The following is an 18,947-nucleotide window of genomic DNA, read 5'->3' as shown; positions in this document are numbered from 1 at the left end:
GTAAATGAACGAAGAAGTATTAGAGAAAGAAAAAATATGAAAAATGAAAATCAGGTAAAACGCAATTTAAAACAAAGACACATCACGATGATTGCGCTCGGTGGAACGATAGGAACAGGATTGTTCCTGACCTCAGGAGCGACCATTAGTCAGGCTGGACCTTTTGGGGCGGTACTGGCTTATGTCTTTGTCGGAATCATGGTTTATTTTGTAATGACCTCTTTAGGAGAGATGGCCACTTATTTACCCACGTCGGGTTCTTTTACAGATTATGGGGCACGCTTTGTGGATCCAGCTTTTGGTTTTGCTTTGGGCTGGAACTATTGGATAAACGGTGCAATTACTATTGCGGTCGATTTGACAACGGCAGGATTAATCACTCAATTTTGGTTTCCTCAGGTTCCCTCTTGGATATTCTCGGGTGTGGCCACAGTCCTTATTTTTGCAATTAACATCATGGCAGTACGCGCTTTTGGGGAAACAGAATATTGGCTCTCCATTATCAAATTGATTACGATTATTGTCTTTTTGGCTGTTGGTGTGTTAACGATTATCGGAATTTTTGGAAATAATATTGATGTTGTTGGTAATCTCACAGCAGGCAATCACGGCTTTACTGGTGGCGTTACAGGATTTGTCGGTGTTTTACTCATCGCTGGCTTTTCTTTTCAAGGTACAGAACTTCTGGGAGTTACAGCGGGAGAGTCGGAAAATCCGGAGAAAAGTATTCCTAAAGCAATGAACTCTATTTTTTGGCGTATTCTACTTTTCTACATCTTTACGATTATTGTTATTGCAGCTATTATCAATTACCAAGACCCACGCTTACTTAATCCTGATTCGACAGCGGTTATGAGCCCTTTTACTATTGTTTTTAAGAATATTGGTTTAGCCGTAGCAGCGAGTCTAATGAATGCCGTGATTTTAACCTCAGTTATCTCCTCAGCAAACTCTGTCATGTATGCTTCAACTCGTATTCTTTATTCTTTAGGTAAAAAAGAAGGCGCGCCCCGTCAGTTTTCAAAGATAGCCAAAAATGGCATCCCTATCAATGCTTTATTGGCAACGACAGCGGTATGTGTGGTCGCATTTTTAACAGGAATTTTCGGCACACAAATTTACCTTTTGCTTGTGGATCTGTCAAGTTTGACGGGGTTTATTGCATGGCTTGGGATATCGATCAGTCACATTCGTTTCCGTCGCGCCTTCTTGGCTCAAGGCGGTGATTTGAGCAGTTTGCCTTATCAAGCAAAATGGTTCCCCTTTGGACCAATTTTGTCTCTAATCATGACGGCAATGATTGTTGTTAATTTAGATCCAGCGCTGCTTTTCAGCAGTCACTGGGGCGAAGGCTTGGCTATGTATGCCGCGATACCACTTTTCTTAGCCCTATATTTTGGATATAAATGGAAGTACAATACAAAATTAGTGCCACTCAAAGCGGTAGATTTGAGCCGAGAGAAATGATAGAATGAAAACATGAAGAAAATCAAATTCTACCTGTTTCCCTTCCTCCTGTTATTTATTTTTATGAGCTTGACCGCTTGTGAAGTGAACACGAAGAAAAATACATGGCAAAAGATTGAAGAAGACAAGACGATCACTATCGGTTATGAGGCAGACTTTGCGCCACTAACTTCAATGCAAGAGAGTGGAAAACCTGATGGTTTTAATGTAGCTTTAGCAGAGTCAATCTTTGCTTCTTATAATATAAAGATTGACTGGAAAGCATTGGATTGGTCATCCAAAGAAAAAGCCTTGAAAGAAGGAGAAGTCGACCTGATTTGGGGACCCTATACAGCAAATAAGACAAGGGAAAAGACCATTTTATTTAGTCAACCTTATCATACTGGAAGTTTAGTATTGCTTGTTCCTAAAGAGGCAGAGCTTTACAATATTGGCGATATGCATAATCAAGCAGTTGGCGGGCAAAAAGCTTCAGCAGCTTATGATTTGTTTAGCGATTATCCGCAGATTTTAAAAAATATTGCCAAAGAAAATTTGATGTTTCTCTATAACCAACCGAGCGATGCAATCGCAGCCTTGCAAGCAGGGGAAATTCAAGCTGTTCTTTTAGATAAGGATTATACTAAAGCGTATCTCCGTAGTCATCAGCTTGAAGGCTTATATAGTATGCTAGATACGCCCTATCCACAAGTTGAATATGCTGTAGCAGCACGAAAGAGTGATACTGAATTAATGAATAAAGTCAACCAAGGTTTGCAGGCCCTTCAGCAGTCTGGCAAATTTAGCAAGCTCTCTAAGCAGTGGTTTCTACACTAAGGTGTTAAAATAAAAAGAGCGAAAGCTCTTTTTATTTATAGTGAAGAGGAATAAAGATGAAATTTATTGCAATAGTAGGAACCAATGCCAGCTTTTCTTATAATAGAAAGTTGCTTTGGTATATGAAAAAACATTTTATTGACGAGGCTGAGATTGAAGTCATCGAGATTACAGGCTTACCTTTGTTTTCGGAAGACAGTATGGACTTGCCTGAGAGAGTCCGCGAAATCGCTGAAGCCATTGAAGCCGCAGATGGTTTGATTATCTCCACTCCTGAGTACGATCATGCCATCACTGCAGCCTTGAAGTCTTTGCTCGAATGGCTCTCTTGGGGGGCTTTGCAACCCATTATTAATACGCCAGTTATGATTGTTGGCGCTTCTCTAGGGAAGCAAGGCTCCGTTTTTGCACAGGAAAATCTCAGACAAATCCTTCAGTTACCAGGGTTGGAAGCTTTTGTCTTACCGGCTAACCAATTTTTACTGAGTCATGCTGCGGATGCGTTCGACGTTTCAGGCAATCTAATAGATAGACAAACGATTTCTTGGCTGGAACATTGCTTCAGAAACTTTTGCCGCTACAGTGCACATTTGCAGCCTTTACGCGCGCTGATAGAAACAGATGCAGATACTGGGGCATCGGAGTATGAATGATTTTTTATCTCAAAAATATCGAGGCTTGGGTACAGTTATTGAGCTGAGCTTACTTGATGTGGAGAATTCAGAAACTACAGTAAGACTTGATCAGGCATATAGAAAAATTGTTCATTATGAAGATTTATTCACAGTCAACAGAGCGTTATCGGAGTTAATGACAGTCAACCAAGCTGCAGGAGTAAAAGCCGTTGCCTTGTCGGAAGAAGTCTATGATTTAACGAAAAAAGCTGTACAGGTCAGTCAGGAACACTTTGGCTTCAATGCAAGCATCGGTCCTTTGGTAAGCCTTTGGCATATCGGTTTTACTGATGCCCGTGTTCCTTCTGAGCAAGAAATTCAAAAAATGATTGGTATGGTAAGTCCTGATGATATTGTTCTGGATGATCAGCAAAAGACTGTTTTTCTCCCTCAAAAAGGAATGTCCTTAGACTTAGGGGGTATAGCCAAAGGATACATTGCTGATAAAGTTGTAGAATTTTGGAAAGAAACTGGTCTTTCCACAGGCATTGTTAATCTTGGGGGGAATATTCGGTTTTTGGGCCGGCCCCTAAAAGGGTATTGGCGTGTCGGAATTCGTAATCCACTTACTCATGGGTCATCTTTGGTACTTCAAGTGCTTACCGCGTCCACATCTGTCGTGACTTCTGGAATTGATCAGCGTTATTTAGAGCGAGACGGAAAGAGCTATCATCACATTCTCAATCCTGAAACAGGTTATCCTCATGTGAACAACTTAGCCAGCGTGACAATATTTTCTGAAAAGTCATTAGATGGGGAGATTGAGGCGAAGAGGTTGTTCTTTTCGAAAGAACCTGAAAAAGTCTTTGCGAAAAGACAACACGTGATCCAAGCGGCAGTGCTTATTACCAAAGATAAGGAAATAAAAATCCTTGGACTTAAGCCCAAGGATGTACGTTTGATTGATAAACATTTTAAGATTATAAACTGAGCATTGCTCAGTTTTTTTCTTTATTCAGGTCGTGCAAAAGAGGCAATCATTTGCTCGGCGCATTTAAGGCCATCAATGGCTGCAGAAACAATCCCACCAGCAAATCCTGCTCCTTCACCAGATGGATAAATACCTTTTGTGGAGATAGATTGGAAACTTTCTTCATCACGATTGATTCGAACAGGAGAAGAGGAGCGTGACTCAACACCAGTCATAACTGCGTCGTTCATGGCAAAACCTTGAATCTTTTTGTCAAAGCCAAGGAGAGCTTCCTTCATAGAAGATGTAATATATTCAGGGAAGAGTTGCCTTAAGTCTGTTGGAGTGACACCTAAAGCATAAGAAGGTGTAACTTCACCAATATCAGTAGACGGACGATCTGCAAGAAAATCTCCAACTAATTGCGCAGGGGCTTGATAAGTTTCACCACCAAGAACAAATGCTTTTTCTTCAAGTTTTCGTTGGAATTCAACACCAGCAAGAGGATGATCTTGACCGAAATCTTCCGGAAAGACTTGGACCAATAAACCACTATTGGCATTTTCTTCAGACCTGGCGTGTTCGCTCATACCATTGGTTACCAAACGGCCTTCTTCCGACGCGGCAGGCACGACAAGACCTCCAGGGCACATACAGAATGTATAAACACCACGCCCAGAACTGGCCTTGTGTGTCAAACGATATTCTGCTGCGCCAAGACGAGGATGTTCTGCAAATTCTTTGTACTGTGCTTGATTAATCAAGCTCTGAGGATGTTCAATGCGAACACCGACAGCAAAAGGCTTAGCTGTCATATTAATTCCCTTATCATACAGCTCAGCAAAGGTATCGCGTGCGCTGTGTCCAATGGCTAAAATGGCATGATTGGAGAGGATTTCTTGCCCGTTTTTGAGAACAATACCTTGAAGTTCATTTTTGTCAATTATAAAGGAAGCGACTTGACTGTCAAATAGAACTTCTCCACCTAAGGCAATAATCTGCTCACGAATATTCTTGACAATATCACGAAGTAAATCTGTTCCTACGTGCGGATGCGCTTTGTAGAGGATGTCTTCCGGTGCGCCCGCTTTTACAAATTCTTCTAAAACTTTGCGCCCGCGCAAGTCACGTACACGGGAAGTAAGTTTTCCATCGGAGAAGGTACCTGCACCGCCTTCACCAAACTGGACGTTTGAAGCAGGATTAAGTTTTCCTTTTTTCCAGAAATCATCGATGGATTTCACACGTTCTTCAACTTTTTGACCACGTTCTAAAACGATAGGTCGGTAACCCATTTGCGCTAAGAGTAAAGCAGAAAACATACCAGCAGGACCAAAACCGATGACTAAAGGACGATGTTTCATGGCTTCTGTTCCGCTTTGTGGTTCTTTATATTTCAAGTCTGGTGAGAGGGAAACATTTTTTATTTTTTTCTTGAGGAGTTTGGCTTCATTTTTGATTTGGACATCAACCGTGTAGATAAAGTTGATTTCTCCCCGGTGTCGCGCGTCGATTGATTCCTTATAAATACGATAGTCAATCAAGTCGGACTCTTGAATTTTTAATTTTTTCAAAAGTAAGCTTTTAACTTTTTCCACAGGCTCATCAATTGAAGTTTTTATTTGAGATATTCTTAACATAGTTTGTTCTCTTATCTAGATAAAGTGTTGCAGATAAAAGATATCGCACACTTCTTGATTGTAAAAACCCAGCCCTGAGAACTGGATTTTTGTTTTTATTTCATTGTTGGGAAGAGCAAGACGTCACGGATAGAAGTTGTACCAGTGAAGAGCATGACTAAGCGGTCGATACCGATACCCAGACCACCAGTTGGTGGCATACCGTGTTCCAATGCTTCAACGTAATCGTAATCTACACCAGTAGCTTCATCATCACCGAGTTCTTTCGCTTTAGCTTGGGCTTCGAAACGTTCAAGCTGATCGATTGGGTCATTTAATTCTGAGAAGGCATTGGCATATTCTTTACCATTGATGAAGAGTTCGAAACGATCAGTAAAACGTGGATCTTCAGCATTCATCTTCGCAAGAGGAGAGATTTCTTTTGGATGTCCAAAAACAAATGTTGGTTGGATCAATGTATCTTCTACGTATTTCTCGAAGAATTCATTGATGATGTGGCCAACGCTTGTGAAGTGGTTTTCCACATAAATATCATGTTCTTTCGCCAAAGCAGCAGCTTCTTCAAAATCCATTTCTTTCCAGAAATCCACGCCTGTTTGCTCTTTAATCGCATCAACCATGTGGATGCGAGCGAACTTACCGCCCACATTGATTTCTTTACCATCGTATTCAACAACATCTTTGCCAAGGACAGAGTGTGCCACGTGTTGGAAAATTCCTTCAGTCAAATCCATGATATCTTCAAAGTCAGCATAAGCTTCATAAGATTCCATGGTTGTAAACTCAGGATTGTGTGTCATATCCATGCCCTCGTTACGGAAGACGCGCCCAAGTTCGTAAACTTTTTCCATACCACCGACGATCAAGCGTTTCAAGTGCAATTCTGTTGCAATACGGAGCGCCATGTCGATGTCTAATGAGTTATGGTGTGTATAGAAGGGACGTGCTGCTGCACCACCGGCTTCGTTGTTCAAAACAGGAGTTTCAACTTCAAGATATCCGCGACCATCCATATAACGACGGATCTCGCTAATAATTTTAGAACGTGTCACGAAACGATTGAAGCTTTCTTTGTTTGAAATCAAGTCCAAATAACGTTTACGGTAACGTGTTTCAGTATCTGTCAAGCCGTGGAATTTTTCTGGCAATGGACGAAGTGCTTTAGACAAGAAAGTCAACTTGCTTGCTTTAATAGAAAGCTCGCCCATATCTGTCTTCATGATTTGTCCTTCAACACCAAGGAAATCACCGAGGTCAGCCTGTTTGAAAATTTGATAGTTTTCTTCGCCAACTTCGTCTTTACGCACGTAAATCTGAATTTGTCCTTCGCGGTCTTGGATGTGAGCAAAACCAACTTTACCTTTACCACGTTTTGTCATCAGACGTCCCGCGATTGTTGCATGCAAGTCTTTTTCGTGTAATTCTTCTTTAGTATTTTCATCGTATTCCGCATGTAATTCTGCAGAGTTGTGTGTACGAGTAAATTTATGTCCGAATGGATCAATGCCTGATTCACGCAGTGTTTCCATTTTTTCACGACGGACTTTCATTTGGTCATTAAGTTCTTCGATAATTTCAGCCAAAATGTTTTCTCCTATAAAAAAGTTTATATCAACCATATTTTAGCATAATTTTACGGCTTTTGACAGCTTATAATCATGTTTTTGAAAAATCTTATGAAAGAAAAGTTGAACTTTATTTTTAGAAAAGTGAAATGACGTCATTTACTCTCTTGAAATATTACATTTAACACAAAAACGGAGAAATATTGGCGAAATATGGAGCTCATGAAAGCTTATTTTAAAAGACTTTCAAGCACTTTGTCTTTCTATTGCATTTGTTACTGAAACCAAACATAAAAATACTACTAAAATTAATAAAAAAATGCTACAATAGTTGAGTTATCTTGGAGAGGCCTCTTTATGCTAGGAAAGTCAAGCCTAGACTGAATTAAGCCGGATAAATCCAACTTAAAGATTTTATGATACAGGAGTTACGTTTTGAAAAAAGTCAAAGAGCTTTTAATTGGTAAATCTTTAAAGTCAACAGTAGGAGATTCACACCTGCTGACTAAATTACAGGCCTTAGCCATGTTATCGTCAGATGCCTTGTCATCAATTGCTTATGGACCTGAACAAATTCTTTTGGTATTGGTTGCAGTAGGTGCAGGCGCTTCATGGTATTCGATACCTATTGCCTTAATTATTTTAGTTTTACTGTTTGCGCTGATTGGAAGTTATACACAGGTTATTCATGCCTATCCATCAGGAGGTGGAGCTTATCTGGTCTCAACAGAAAACCTTGGTACAATTCCAGGATTAATATCCGGGGGCTCGCTTTTAGTTGACTACATGTTGACAGTTGCTGTATCTACGGCTTCGGGAGCAGACGCCATAACTTCGGCCTTACCTGAACTTCATCAGTACAATTTGGAAATTGCAGTGGCGCTTGCTTTACTGCTCATGCTGATGAATCTTCGAGGGTTGCGAGAATCGGCGGCCTTTCTCATGATTCCTGTTTATACTTTTATTGTAACGACCGTTGCCCTCCTAGGTGTTGGAGTTTTCCGTATTTTATCTGGAAGTTTACCCTACCAAGCACCGGCTCATATTGGTACAACAGTAGGAGGCGTGTCACTTATCCTCTTGCTTAAAGCCTTCTCAACAGGTTCTTCATCGCTGACAGGGGTAGAAGCAATTTCAAATGCTGTGCCGTTCTTTAAGCAACCAAAAGAAAAAAATGCCGCTAAGACTTTGGTGATGATGGGAATTATTTTGGCAGTGTTCTTTAGTGGTGTTATCTTCTTTGCTTATTGGCTTGGATTAACACCACGTGGTGATGTGACCATTATCGCCCAAATGGCGCAACAGATTTTTGGAGACAGTGTTTTCGGACACGCATTCTTCTTTATCTTCCAAATTGCTACAGCTCTCATTTTGGCAGTAGCAGCAAATACAGGTTATTCCGCCTTTCCAATGCTTGCCTTTAATATGGCAAAGAAAAAATACATGCCTCACTTATTTACTGCGCGTGGAACACGTTTGAGTTATTCGAACGGAATTATCAGCCTGGCTATCGGTGCGGTCATTCTCTTGTTTATCTTTGATGGACAAACAGATCGCCTTATTCCACTCTATGCTATTGGGGTCTTTACACCATTTACGTTGGCTCAAATCGGTATGGTTGTCCATTGGCGCAAGAAGCTGGGCAGTAAGTTTCTGCTCCGTTCTATCCCTAACATTATTGGGGCAATCATTTCTTTTGTCGTGGTAATGATTTTGCTTATTTTCCGTACGGCTGAAATTTGGCCATTCTTTATTGTTTTACCGATTTTGATTTTCTGCTTTATCCGTATCCACAGTCATTATATGAATGTGGCGGAACAATTGCGCTTGCGCAAAGAAACTGCGGAGCACAAGTTTGATGGTAACACAGTTATCGTCTTGGTCGGAAATGTAACAAATGTCGATGTTGGGGCGATTAACTATGCCCGGTCTGTGGGAGACTATCTGATTGCACTTCACGTGTCTACAAAAGAAGATACGGAAAAAGAAGCAGAAATCGAACGTGATTTCAATGAAACCTTCCCAGATATTAAGTTGACCGTTGTTCATACCAGCTATCGTAGCATCATCACGCCAGCTGTTCGCTTTATTAATCTCGCTGCAAAACAAGCAAAAGCGCACAACTATACAACAACTGTTTTGATTCCGACTTTCATTCCGTCGAAGCCATGGCAAAATATCTTCCACAATCAGACCGGTTTACGCCTCCGTTACTACCTGAATGCTCATGAAGATATCATACTATCAAGCTACAACTATCATTTGAAAAAATAAATAAGATAAAGTGTTCACCCTAGTAACTTTTGGCTAGTCGGAACACTTTTTTCTTTGGAGTCAAGAGAATACTTAAAGAAACAGAGCAAGAAGAGAAGACCAAGGCAGACTGATGCTATATAACCGTAATCATAGAAAAGCCAGAAAAATTCAGCAAATCCTCGAAGTTGATGGGGCTGAACATGATTGTCAATGGCCATAACTAGAGGGAGGTATATAATGAAATAACAAGCATATAAGATGAGACAAGCTAGAACTATGAAATGTGTCCCTCTTTCTTTTTTAAAGGAGAGAAAGAAAGCGAGGAATAGAAGTAGAAGGAGGGCAAGACCTACAGCCATTTCTTGATGAAAGAGCAGGTAAAAGAAATTTTCATATACTTGTTCCAAGCTTAAAGTTTCAGAAAACTTTACTCTGTTGAGTGTGCTTGGTAAAAACATGGAAGCAAACCAAGCGAGGAACAAGAAGATGAGGTGTCCAGACTTTATTTTAATATTATTCATGGTTTATTCTCACTTTTTGGATTAATAGGCGCTGTTGATTGTAGAAAAGCTCCATGTTGAGTTTCCACGCCGTAAAGTTGCACTGTAAGTTGCTCGGATTTGAGTGGAGCTAGATAAAATTTTCACATAAGAATAGTTTCGATTGACAGCCCAGAACGGCTTGAACCAAGATTAGTCGTATTTATCTGTTGTATGAATCCACCTGTAGCTGCTCCTCTCGGCCCATTATTTGCAGTCATGACGCTAGAACGAGTGACTAAGGTTCTATTATCATAATTTGTATAACCACCTGTAACTCGTGTAAGGCGAACATTCCCCCCTGAAACTACCCAAGTTATTGTCACATGAAATCTTACAGCCGCAGTTCGATCCCACATCACTCTATTTTGACTAGCGGCAGAGACTTTTTTGCCAAAAATATTTGGTAAAGTAGAGGTAAGGGAGAAGTTGTCTATTGACTGGCTTGTATCTTGTTCAGCTTGATTTAACTCTGAGGTATAAGTAGTGGTTCCTTCTGTGACCTCCTCACCATCATTAGTAATTTCAGATTCAACAACAACAGGTACAGTAAAAGTCTCTGCTTGATTTGTCTCTGCGCTTAGAGTAGCCCCTTTTTCAACTTCATATTTAACTTTATCACTTTCATTGGTAAATACTTTATCTGCATCCTTTGGAACAAAAAGATGAACATCACCATCTTTATCTAACTTTATATCTGGGGCGACAGTATTCTCTGCTTTAGTCCTCACGCCACAGCCAAGCAAGACTGCAAAGAATAAAATTATAATCATAAATTTAATGTTTTTCATTAGCAAAGCCTCTTTTCTCTATTTGTTTACTGATAATATTGGCTACTTTCTATGCAAGCCAATATTTAAAAGTGTGAAGGGAAACTATATAACTCCTTTCTTGTATATTTATAACTCTCTTAATTATAAAAGCCATAAGACGTTTAAGTCAAAATTTGTGCTACACTATGTGTACTTTTCTTAAGGTTGAAACCATAATTAGAAAAATGTAGAAAGCTAATTTTTCCTTGTATAGACTACATAGGTGGCTATTTTAAAATTAGATTATAAGTGTGCCAAATTTGCCCAGCTCTCTTTTAGATGCAAATGAATACACAAATTAATTTTTGTTTTTTGTTATAATAGTTGTCATGTTAAATAAGAAGATTATGCCAGGTTTAGGGCTCAGTTTTGTGGTTGCCTTAGTCAGTTACTTTTTAAATCTCTATGTTTTTAAAGGGATGGGTGCAGCCACGATTGCTATTTTGTTGGGAATTATTTTGGGGAATGTTTACTTTAAACAACCAGTCCTCTTTGCTGGTACAGCTTGGTCAGAAAAGAAACTTCTTGAATTTTCAGTGATGTTTTTAGGAGCGACTGTCACTTTTCAAACGATACAAAAGCTAGGCTGGAATGGTATAAGTTTTATTCTTCTACAAATGGTGCTTACAATTGTTTTTGTCATGTTTATTGGAAAGAAACTTGGATTTTCATCGAAAGTAAATGCATTGATGGCCTCTGGTAATGCCGTTTGTGGTTCTTCCGCCATCGCAGCAGTTGAACCAGTCATTGGAGCAGAAGACAAAGACAAGCGGACAGCGATAACAATGGTTAACCTGATGGGGACTGTGTTAATGCTTCTATTACCTGTTTTAGGTACGTGGTTCTTTGGAGCAAATGATTTCCTACGTGGAGCTTTGATCGGGGGGACCATTCAATCTGTGGGACAGGTTGTCGCTTCAGCAACTATGGTAAATGCCGAAACAACAACAATGGCTACCTTGTTTAAAATCATGCGTATCATTATGCTCGTCTTTGTTGTGCTCTATTTTTCTTTTCAAACGCGTCGCATAGAGAAAGCACCGGCAGGGCAGGAAGGTCAGCTCAAAATCAAGCGTCAATCCTTTCTTCCTTGGTATGTATTAGGATTTATTATTCTGTGTAGTCTGGATACAGTCTTCCAATTTCCAAAAGTGATTACGGAAATGGCACGTTTTATCAGTAGTTGGTGCGAAATTATTGCTTTAGCAGCTATTGGTTTACGTCTTAATCTAGTAGAATTTGTCCGCGCGGGAAGAAAGTTAGCAATCTATGGCTTAGCTGTGCTCGTTTTCCAAGTGGGGATTGCATTGGCTTTGATTCGTCTATTATTAACCTAGAAAAATAGCTAATGTGGTATAATAACCTGTACTGAAATTCTATCAAGAATAAAAAGATAACCTTATATTAAGTAACAAAGGAAAATAAAATGACTATCGTATACGATGAAATTATGGTTCGCTATGGTAAACTTTCAACAAAAGGAAAAAATCGTGGCTTTTTTATCAATCGTCTAGCCAACAATATCAAAGAAGTTCTTGCTGATTTGACAGACTTGAAGATTACAGCGCAACGAGATCGCGCCCATATCGAGTTAAATGGCACGGATTACGAAGAAGTTTCGCGACGTCTAACTAAAGTTTTTGGAATTCAAAATTTTTCAGCATCCATCAAAGTTGAAAAATCAATTGAAGGTCTCAAAGCAGCAGTTGTTGATTTGATGAAAGAAATTTACCATGAGGGTATGACTTTCAAAATTGCAACACGTCGTGCGGATCATAGTTTTGAACAAGATTCAACAGAGCTAAATATGACTTTAGGTGATGTTGTCTTTGATAATTTTGACTATGCCAAAGTACAAATGAAAAATCCAGATATCACTCTCCGTGTCGAAATTCGTCTTGAAGGTGCTTATCTTAGTTTCGAAACACTTAAAGGTGCAGGAGGAATGCCTGTAGGAACAGCCGGCCGCGGTCACTTGATGCTTTCAGGTGGGATTGATTCTCCAGTTGCAGGTTACTTGGCTCTTAAACGAGGTGTAGAAATTGAGGCTGTTCACTTTGCTTCTCCACCCTATACAAGTCCAGGTGCTTTGAAAAAAGCTAAAGATTTAACAGCAAAATTAACAGCTTTTGGTGGAACGATTACTTTTATTGAAGTTCCTTTTACTGAGATTCAAGAAGAAATTAAAGCTAAAGCACCACAAGCTTATTTGATGACTTTGACTCGCCGCTTTATGATGCGTGTAGTAGACCGCATTCGTGAAGACCGTGGAGGAAAGGTTATTATTAATGGCGAAAGTTTAGGACAAGTAGCTTCGCAAACTTTAGGTTCAATGTCTGTGATTAATGAAGTTACAAACACTCCTGTTATTCGACCTGTGGTCACAATGGATAAGATCGAAATTATTGATATTGCTGAAAAAATTGATACTTTTAATCTTTCAATTTTGCCATTTGAAGATTGTTGTACTGTATTTGCCCCACCCTCACCAAAAACAAATCCCAAATTGGATAATGTTTTAGCCTATGAAAAACGTTTGGACGTTGAAGGTATGGTTGATCGTGCAGTTGAAGGTATCATGATTAGCCGTATTACAGGCGAAAACTGGGACAAAGCAGAAACCAATGAATTTGACGATTTACTTTGATTTTTGAAAACTGTATCATTAGATGCAGTTTTTAGTCTCTTTGTAGGTAAATAGAAAGGAAATAAATGAAAAATAGAACGAAAGTGCTGCTCACCATTGGTTTATTTACACTCATGTCAACTTTAGACGGCTCGATTGTAAATATTGCCTTACCAACAATGGCGCGTGAGCTAAATGTGTCAACTTCACAGATTACGTGGGTGGTCACAATTTATTTGATCGTTATCAGTGCAATCATCCTTATTTTTGGACGACTTGCAGACTTGATTGGGAAAACAACCGTAACAAGATGGGGCTGGACGATTTTTATTGTCGGCTCGTTATTGGCTGGCCTAAACATCGGCTTAGGCTTGCCATTCCTACTTTTTGCACGTGTAGTCCAAGCTATCGGAGCTTCCATGTTTATGGCAACAAGCTTCGGTATTGTGGCGCAGGTTTTTCCAGTGGAGAGTCGAGCGCGTGCGATGTCTATCACTTCCATGTTTGTATCTGTCGGCTCGATTGCAGGACCAGCTTTGGGGGGGCTAATTTTACAGATTGCCTCTTGGAATTATATTTTTTGGATTAATGTTCCGATAGGGATATTGGCTTGGATTTTTGGAAGTCGGGCTTTACCAGAAGATGAAGGTCAAGGCTCTATAAAAGAAGTTGACTTATCAGGTGGTTTACAAATGACTGCTGTAATCGTTCTTTTATTCATGGCTTTGAATTTTGGCCAAACTTTAGGATGGAATAATCCGCTCTTACTTCTCGGCGTGGCTCTTGGCTTTATACTTTTTGTTAGCTTTATTTTTACGGAGCGCCGAAAGGAAAAACCATTACTTGACTTGGGGATTTTTAAAAATAGACTCTTTTCTTTGAGTCTGCTGATGTCACTTTTAAACTTCACTGTTGCGATGTTTGCTAGCATCTTGCTTCCGTTCTATTTACAAGATTATCGGGATTATGCACCTGGTGCAGCTGGCTTTATCATGATGGCTTATCCAGCTGCCATGCTTATTGTGAGTCCAATAGCGGGTGCACTTGCAGATAAAATAGATAAGGAAGTAATTACTTTTGTGGGGATATCAGGGATTGTTCTTTCTCAGGTTGGTTATCTTCTGATTCGAGCAGACTCGCCACAATGGTGGGTAGTTGCAGTTCTCTTACTCCAAGGTGCCTCGATGGGTGCTTTCCAAAGTCCTAATAATGCTCTGATTATGGAGACAGTAGAGCGTAAGTATCTAGGGATAGCAGGATCTGTAAATTCCTTGATTCGAAATATGGCTTTTGTTCTAGGAACCTCTGTAGCAACCATTATCCTGTTCCTCTCTATGTCTAGTCAACTTGGCTATAATGTAAGGACTTATCTTCCTGAACATCCAGATACTTTTCTGCAGGGAATGCATATGGCTTTCGTATGTTCGCTTGTTCTAACAAGTATTTCTTGGGCTTTAGCGGGAATTCGTCTTTTAGGCCGTAAAAAAATAAAAGAACACCTGAGCAAAGTTTAAAGCTCGGTGTTTTTTTATTTTCATTTATTTGCTGAAAGTTCATTATTTGTTTTTCTTTGAACTTTTTTACGCCTCTTTTCAATAAAGTCGTAGAGTAATGTATGATGGTTGCTTGCAAGGGAATAATCCTCTAGGGTATTCACATTTTGACGTAAGACCTTTGCTTCACCAATTGTTAACTCTCCACGGGATTCATACTCAAAGATTGCTTTACGTTCTAGGTAGTAAGCGCGCATCATTTCTTTTAGATTATTGGGCTGCGCACGATGCAAAATACCAGTAATATAGCCACCACGGGCAACAAATTCTGCGGAACGTAAACGTTCTGCTTGCAAGTAATGAATCAAACGGTCATCGTAAACAGATTCAAGATTATCTAAAGCTTGAAGGACCAACTCTGTATTAGAAAAGTAAAGTTCGGTAATTTCACGATGTGCTGTAGCATTATCTGGCCGTGTTTTACGGAAACTGAAGTCTAAACGAATGATTCTTGAGAAGAGAAAATGAAGCACACGAATGGAAATAGCCGAAGCAAACTGGATACTTGAAACCAAATTATGCGCTACAGACTGTTCCATCGAATGAAGGTAGCGCTGATAGGTACGGTAGGTGTACATGGAGATTTCATTTTGTCTCAAAGCATTTTCCAATCCCTCAGCTTCAAGTCGGACGATAAGCAGTTGTAATTCATTAAAGTCAATTGAAGTATTCGAGCTTTCTTGCTCGATGATGAGTTTTTGGATGCGATCTTGATAACTGTCGATGGCGATATTATAACCAAGACGGGCTTTTTCTTTCGTGACTTGCTTTAAGTCATTTTCTAACTCACGAATAACATCGGCTAAGATAGAAATTTTTACTAGATTGTCAACTTTGACAACCTTCTTGGCAGCAATTAAAGGTAAAACAAATAGTCCGGTTAAGAAACTGAGTGCCGTAACTGCCGCACAGAGGAAGATAATCAAGCTATGAGGAATATCCACTGTCCGTGGCAATAGAAGGACAGTAGCGATGCTGACGGTACCTTTGGAACCAGCAAAAGTAAGTAACAAGATATCATTCCAGTAAGCAGTAAAGCTTTGATTACGGCGTAGAGAAACATAACGATAGTAGATAGCCAAGATCAAAAAGCGCAGGGTAAAGAGACCGATTGTTAAAAGTAGTACCATGAACAAAAGGGATGTCGTAGAGTAAAGCGGATCCGCAATGAGCGGAAAGACAAGTTGATGTAACTCTATCCCAAGGAAAAGGAAGACCGTTGAATTTAAAACGAAGGTCAGCAAATTCCAGATTGTATTTTTCACTTTTGTGACTTGGGCATCGAAAAGCGTTGTCCTTTTAAGACCGTTGGCTTGCATGACTCCGGCGACGACGACAGCAATAATCCCAGAAACCTCAAGCATATCAGCAATTAAAAATGCAGATAAAGGAAGCATAAGCTCCAAAATAAGGTAACCTGTAACATCTCGAGCATCGACATCTTCAAGAATTCTGAGAATAAAGGACTTCATCCAAACCAGAATGAAACCGACCAGTGCACCACCGATTGCAGAGACTACAAGGTCAGCAGAAGCGTGTGTCAGGGAAAATTCTCCAGTGACCAGTGCAAGAACGGCAATCTGGAAGGAGATGATACCAGAAGCATCATTAAGAAGACCTTCACCTGTAAGAATACTCATGACCCGCTTGGGGAAACTGAATCTTTCGGATAGAGCAGCAACAGCGATTGCATCTGTCGGTGCTAAAGAAGCCCCTAAGGCAAAACAAGCAGCCAAAGGTACAGATAAGTAAAAGAAATGCGTTAGATAGCCCAAACCAATAGTTGTGATGAAAACTAAGGGGAAGATAAGCATTAATATTGTTCGAGTATGTTTAAAGATATGTTTGACATCTGCCTCTTCACTTTCACGGAAAAGCAAAGGAGCAATGATGAAGCCCAAGAAGAATTCTGGGTCAACCTGCAAAAGTTTTGATGCACCTAAAAAGCCCAAACATAGCCCAATCACAACTTGAATCAGCGGAAGAGCCAACTTTGGGAAAACTTTATTGATGATATTTGAAATAACTAGAGCAAGAAGAAAAATGATGACATAAAAAATAGTATGGAGCACAAATTTTCCTTTCTTTCGTCTATTTTAGAGCAAGAAGCTGCATTAAAAGTACAGCATATTGGTTATAAGGTTAAAAGGTTACTTTATCTTTTTGAAAAGGTCCTTTTTTTGATTAATCTTCTGATCGATTTTGGCACAGCTCTTTTTACTTAAGAGCGCGCGACAGCGTTTGAGCTCAAGTTCTGTTAATTGACGTTTAAGCTTCTCTTTTTTAGTGAAGTCTGATTCACCGCTGTCGATATATTCAAGCCTTTGCTGCAGAAGAGATTGTTTATACTTGAGAGCCTCAATTTGATGTTTCAGCTTTGAAATTTGTTCATAACTAGCATCTTGCTGATGGAAATCCTTAAGTTTTTGAGACAAGAAAAGTTTCTTCTCTTCGAGAAGATGAAGTGATTCAAGTATTTTGTGTCTTTTTTCCTCTTGTGAAACTGGAGTATAAATCTCACTTTTTTCAGAATCAGAGGGTTCTTCTGTCATTTCTTCTTTTTCTAAATACTGTTCACGTAAATCTCTCAGCATTTGTTCAAAATCTTTATCAGACATCCTATTATCCTTATAATCTTGTTCTTAAACTCTATTATATCATGATTTAATTAGAAAAATAATGCGTTTGGATTAAAAAAGCAACAGAGAATTCCCTGTTGCTACTTAAATATTATACATTAACTTAATAAGTTAAGATGAAATTTTTCTTTTTACCACGGCGAACAACAGTAAGTTGATTGTCAATTTTATCTGCATCGGAGAAGCTGTAGTCCAAATCTTGAACGCGTTCTCCATTGATATAAATCGCACCGTTTGTTACATCTTCACGTGCTTGCCGTTTTGAGTTTTCGATTCCTGCAGAAATCAAGAGTTCAACGATATTGAGGTTATCATCTGCCTTGACTTGATATGTTGGTACATCTTTGAGGCCAGAAAGAATTGATTTAGCATCAAGAGCTTTCAAATCACCGCCGCCAAATAAAGTTTCCGTGATTTTTACAGCTTGCTCGTAAGCGACTTTCCCATGGACAAGAGTCACAACTTCGCGTGCCAAGACTTTTTGAGCTAAACGCTCGTGACGTGCAGCCTCAAATTTCTTACCAATTTCAGCGATTTCTTCAAGAGATAAGAAAGTGAAAATTTTGAGCATTTTTACAGCATCATCATCGTTGACATTCAACCAAAACTGGTACATTTCGAAAGGAGATGTTTTATCTGCATCAAGCCAGATGGCATTTCCTTCTGATTTACCAAATTTTTTACCTGTTGAGTCTGTAATCAATGGAATAGTGATGACATGTCCAGTTTTTCCAGCCTTACGACGGAGCAGTTCAGTTCCTGCAGTCATATTGCCCCATTGGTCAGAACCACCGAGTTGTAATGTAATACCATGACGTTGGTTAAGCTCGTAAAAGTCGTAACCCTGCATGATTTGGTAAGCAAACTCGGTGTAAGAGATACCTGATTCGATACGACTCTTCACTGAATCCTTACTCATCATGTAGTTAATTGTGTAATATTTACCGACATCACGAAGGAAATCAATAAAGGATAAATTTTCGAACCAATTATAGTTGTTTTCCATTTGAGCTTTATTTTCGCCATTTTCAAAGTCAAGGAAACGTTCCAACTGAGCACGAATTTTATCCGCCCAAGCCACAACGGTATCTTTAGTTTGTAAACCGCGCTCGGCATCTTTGAAAGATGGATCGCCAACAAGTCCAGTAGCACCGCCAACCAGTGGATAAGGTTTGTGCCCAGCCATTTGTAGACGCTTCATTGTAAGAATTAAGACCAGATTACCAAGGTGTAAACTGTCAGCAGTAGGATCGTAACCAACATAATAACTTACCATGCCCTCAGTTAAAGCTTCACGAAGAGCTTTTTCATCAGTGGTTTGGAAAATCAGACCACGTTCTTTTAGTTCGTCAAAAATATTCATGTTACCTCCTAAATTTAGTTAATACTGACAGTTTTATTATAGTTTCTCTCAGTAATTAGATTAACGTTCTCATTATATCAAAAAAAA

15 protein-coding genes are annotated in these 18,947 nt (G+C 39.5%); 8 read left to right on the top strand and 7 right to left on the bottom strand.

Features of this window, described 5'->3' with window-relative positions:
- Window positions 1-36 precede the first annotated feature (36 nt).
- From VNN39_RS02270 to VNN39_RS02255, 4 genes are read left to right on the top strand one after another with little or no spacing between them, the layout of a single operon-like run.
- Window positions 37-1,467, top strand: a complete 1,431-nt coding sequence (locus tag VNN39_RS02270) for an amino acid permease (RefSeq protein ID WP_017369473.1) — start codon at window positions 37-39, stop codon at window positions 1,465-1,467.
- Between the two features lie 12 nt (window positions 1,468-1,479).
- Entirely contained in the window at window positions 1,480-2,283 is an 804-nt protein-coding gene (locus VNN39_RS02265; RefSeq protein WP_165711824.1) for a transporter substrate-binding domain-containing protein, read from the top strand.
- 56 nt (window positions 2,284-2,339) lie between these two features.
- Window positions 2,340-2,936: an NADPH-dependent FMN reductase gene (locus VNN39_RS02260; RefSeq protein WP_338997793.1), complete on the top strand. Its 597-nt coding sequence runs from the start codon at window positions 2,340-2,342 to the stop codon at window positions 2,934-2,936.
- Window positions 2,905-3,888 carry an FAD:protein FMN transferase gene (locus VNN39_RS02255; RefSeq protein WP_338997792.1) on the top strand — a complete coding sequence of 328 codons (984 nt, stop codon included), beginning with the start codon at window positions 2,905-2,907 and terminating at the stop codon, window positions 3,886-3,888. The genes VNN39_RS02260 and VNN39_RS02255 overlap by 32 nt, the downstream gene beginning before the upstream one ends.
- 20 nt (window positions 3,889-3,908) lie before the next feature.
- Here VNN39_RS02255 and VNN39_RS02250 read toward each other — a convergent pair whose 3' ends face one another.
- On the bottom strand, window positions 3,909-5,507 hold the full coding sequence (locus tag VNN39_RS02250) for an NAD(P)/FAD-dependent oxidoreductase (protein ID WP_270740710.1): 1,599 nt from the start codon (window positions 5,505-5,507) through the stop codon (window positions 3,909-3,911).
- Between the two features lie 95 nt (window positions 5,508-5,602).
- Window positions 5,603-7,126, bottom strand: coding sequence for a lysine--tRNA ligase (gene lysS / locus VNN39_RS02245; RefSeq protein ID WP_207781118.1), 1,524 nt, complete (start codon window positions 7,124-7,126; stop codon window positions 5,603-5,605).
- 381 nt (window positions 7,127-7,507) lie between these two features.
- Here lysS and VNN39_RS02240 point away from each other — a divergent pair, with 381 nt between their 5' ends.
- Window positions 7,508-9,346, top strand: a complete 1,839-nt coding sequence (locus tag VNN39_RS02240; protein WP_019294216.1) for an APC family permease — start codon at window positions 7,508-7,510, stop codon at window positions 9,344-9,346.
- Window positions 9,347-9,360: 14 nt separating this feature from the next.
- Here the strand turns inward: VNN39_RS02240 and VNN39_RS02235 are convergent, their stop codons facing one another.
- Together VNN39_RS02235 and VNN39_RS02230 are read right to left on the bottom strand one after the other, a co-directional pair.
- Entirely contained in the window at window positions 9,361-9,849 is a 489-nt protein-coding gene (locus tag VNN39_RS02235; protein WP_165711828.1) for a hypothetical protein, read from the bottom strand.
- A gap of 122 nt (window positions 9,850-9,971) precedes the next feature.
- The gene (locus VNN39_RS02230) at window positions 9,972-10,658 is read right to left on the bottom strand and encodes a hypothetical protein (protein WP_338997791.1); all 687 of its coding nucleotides are present in this window, start codon (window positions 10,656-10,658) and stop codon (window positions 9,972-9,974) included.
- A 368-nt stretch (window positions 10,659-11,026) separates the two neighbouring features.
- On the opposite strand from VNN39_RS02230, the gene VNN39_RS02225 reads away from it, so the two are divergent.
- The 3 genes from VNN39_RS02225 (at window position 11,027) to VNN39_RS02215 (ending at window position 14,819) form a co-directional block, all read left to right on the top strand.
- Complete coding sequence (locus VNN39_RS02225; RefSeq protein ID WP_165713292.1) at window positions 11,027-12,016, top strand: YeiH family protein; 990 nt, start codon at window positions 11,027-11,029, stop codon at window positions 12,014-12,016.
- 89 nt (window positions 12,017-12,105) lie between these two features.
- Window positions 12,106-13,326: a tRNA uracil 4-sulfurtransferase ThiI gene (thiI, locus tag VNN39_RS02220; RefSeq protein ID WP_339007195.1), complete on the top strand. Its 1,221-nt coding sequence runs from the start codon at window positions 12,106-12,108 to the stop codon at window positions 13,324-13,326.
- Between the two features lie 65 nt (window positions 13,327-13,391).
- On the top strand, window positions 13,392-14,819 hold the full coding sequence (locus VNN39_RS02215; RefSeq protein WP_017369462.1) for an MFS transporter: 1,428 nt from the start codon (window positions 13,392-13,394) through the stop codon (window positions 14,817-14,819).
- 20 nt (window positions 14,820-14,839) lie between these two features.
- Here VNN39_RS02215 and VNN39_RS02210 read toward each other — a convergent pair whose 3' ends face one another.
- The 3 genes from VNN39_RS02210 to tyrS form a co-directional block, all read right to left on the bottom strand.
- Entirely contained in the window at window positions 14,840-16,930 is a 2,091-nt protein-coding gene (locus VNN39_RS02210; RefSeq protein ID WP_165711830.1) for a cation:proton antiporter, read from the bottom strand.
- A gap of 78 nt (window positions 16,931-17,008) precedes the next feature.
- A complete protein-coding gene (locus VNN39_RS02205; protein ID WP_338997790.1) occupies window positions 17,009-17,476 on the bottom strand; it encodes a hypothetical protein in 468 nt (155 codons plus the stop codon).
- A gap of 124 nt (window positions 17,477-17,600) precedes the next feature.
- Window positions 17,601-18,860, bottom strand: coding sequence for a tyrosine--tRNA ligase (gene tyrS, locus VNN39_RS02200; protein ID WP_339007193.1), 1,260 nt, complete (start codon window positions 18,858-18,860; stop codon window positions 17,601-17,603).
- Between the last annotated feature and the right edge of the window lie 87 nt (window positions 18,861-18,947).

This window comes from Lactococcus formosensis (assembly GCF_037892375.1).
In the GTDB taxonomy this organism is placed as follows: Bacteria; Bacillota; Bacilli; order Lactobacillales; family Streptococcaceae; genus Lactococcus; species Lactococcus formosensis.
The sequence above is the reverse complement of the archived record's forward strand: the minus strand, read 5'-3'. Positions and strand labels throughout refer to the sequence as shown.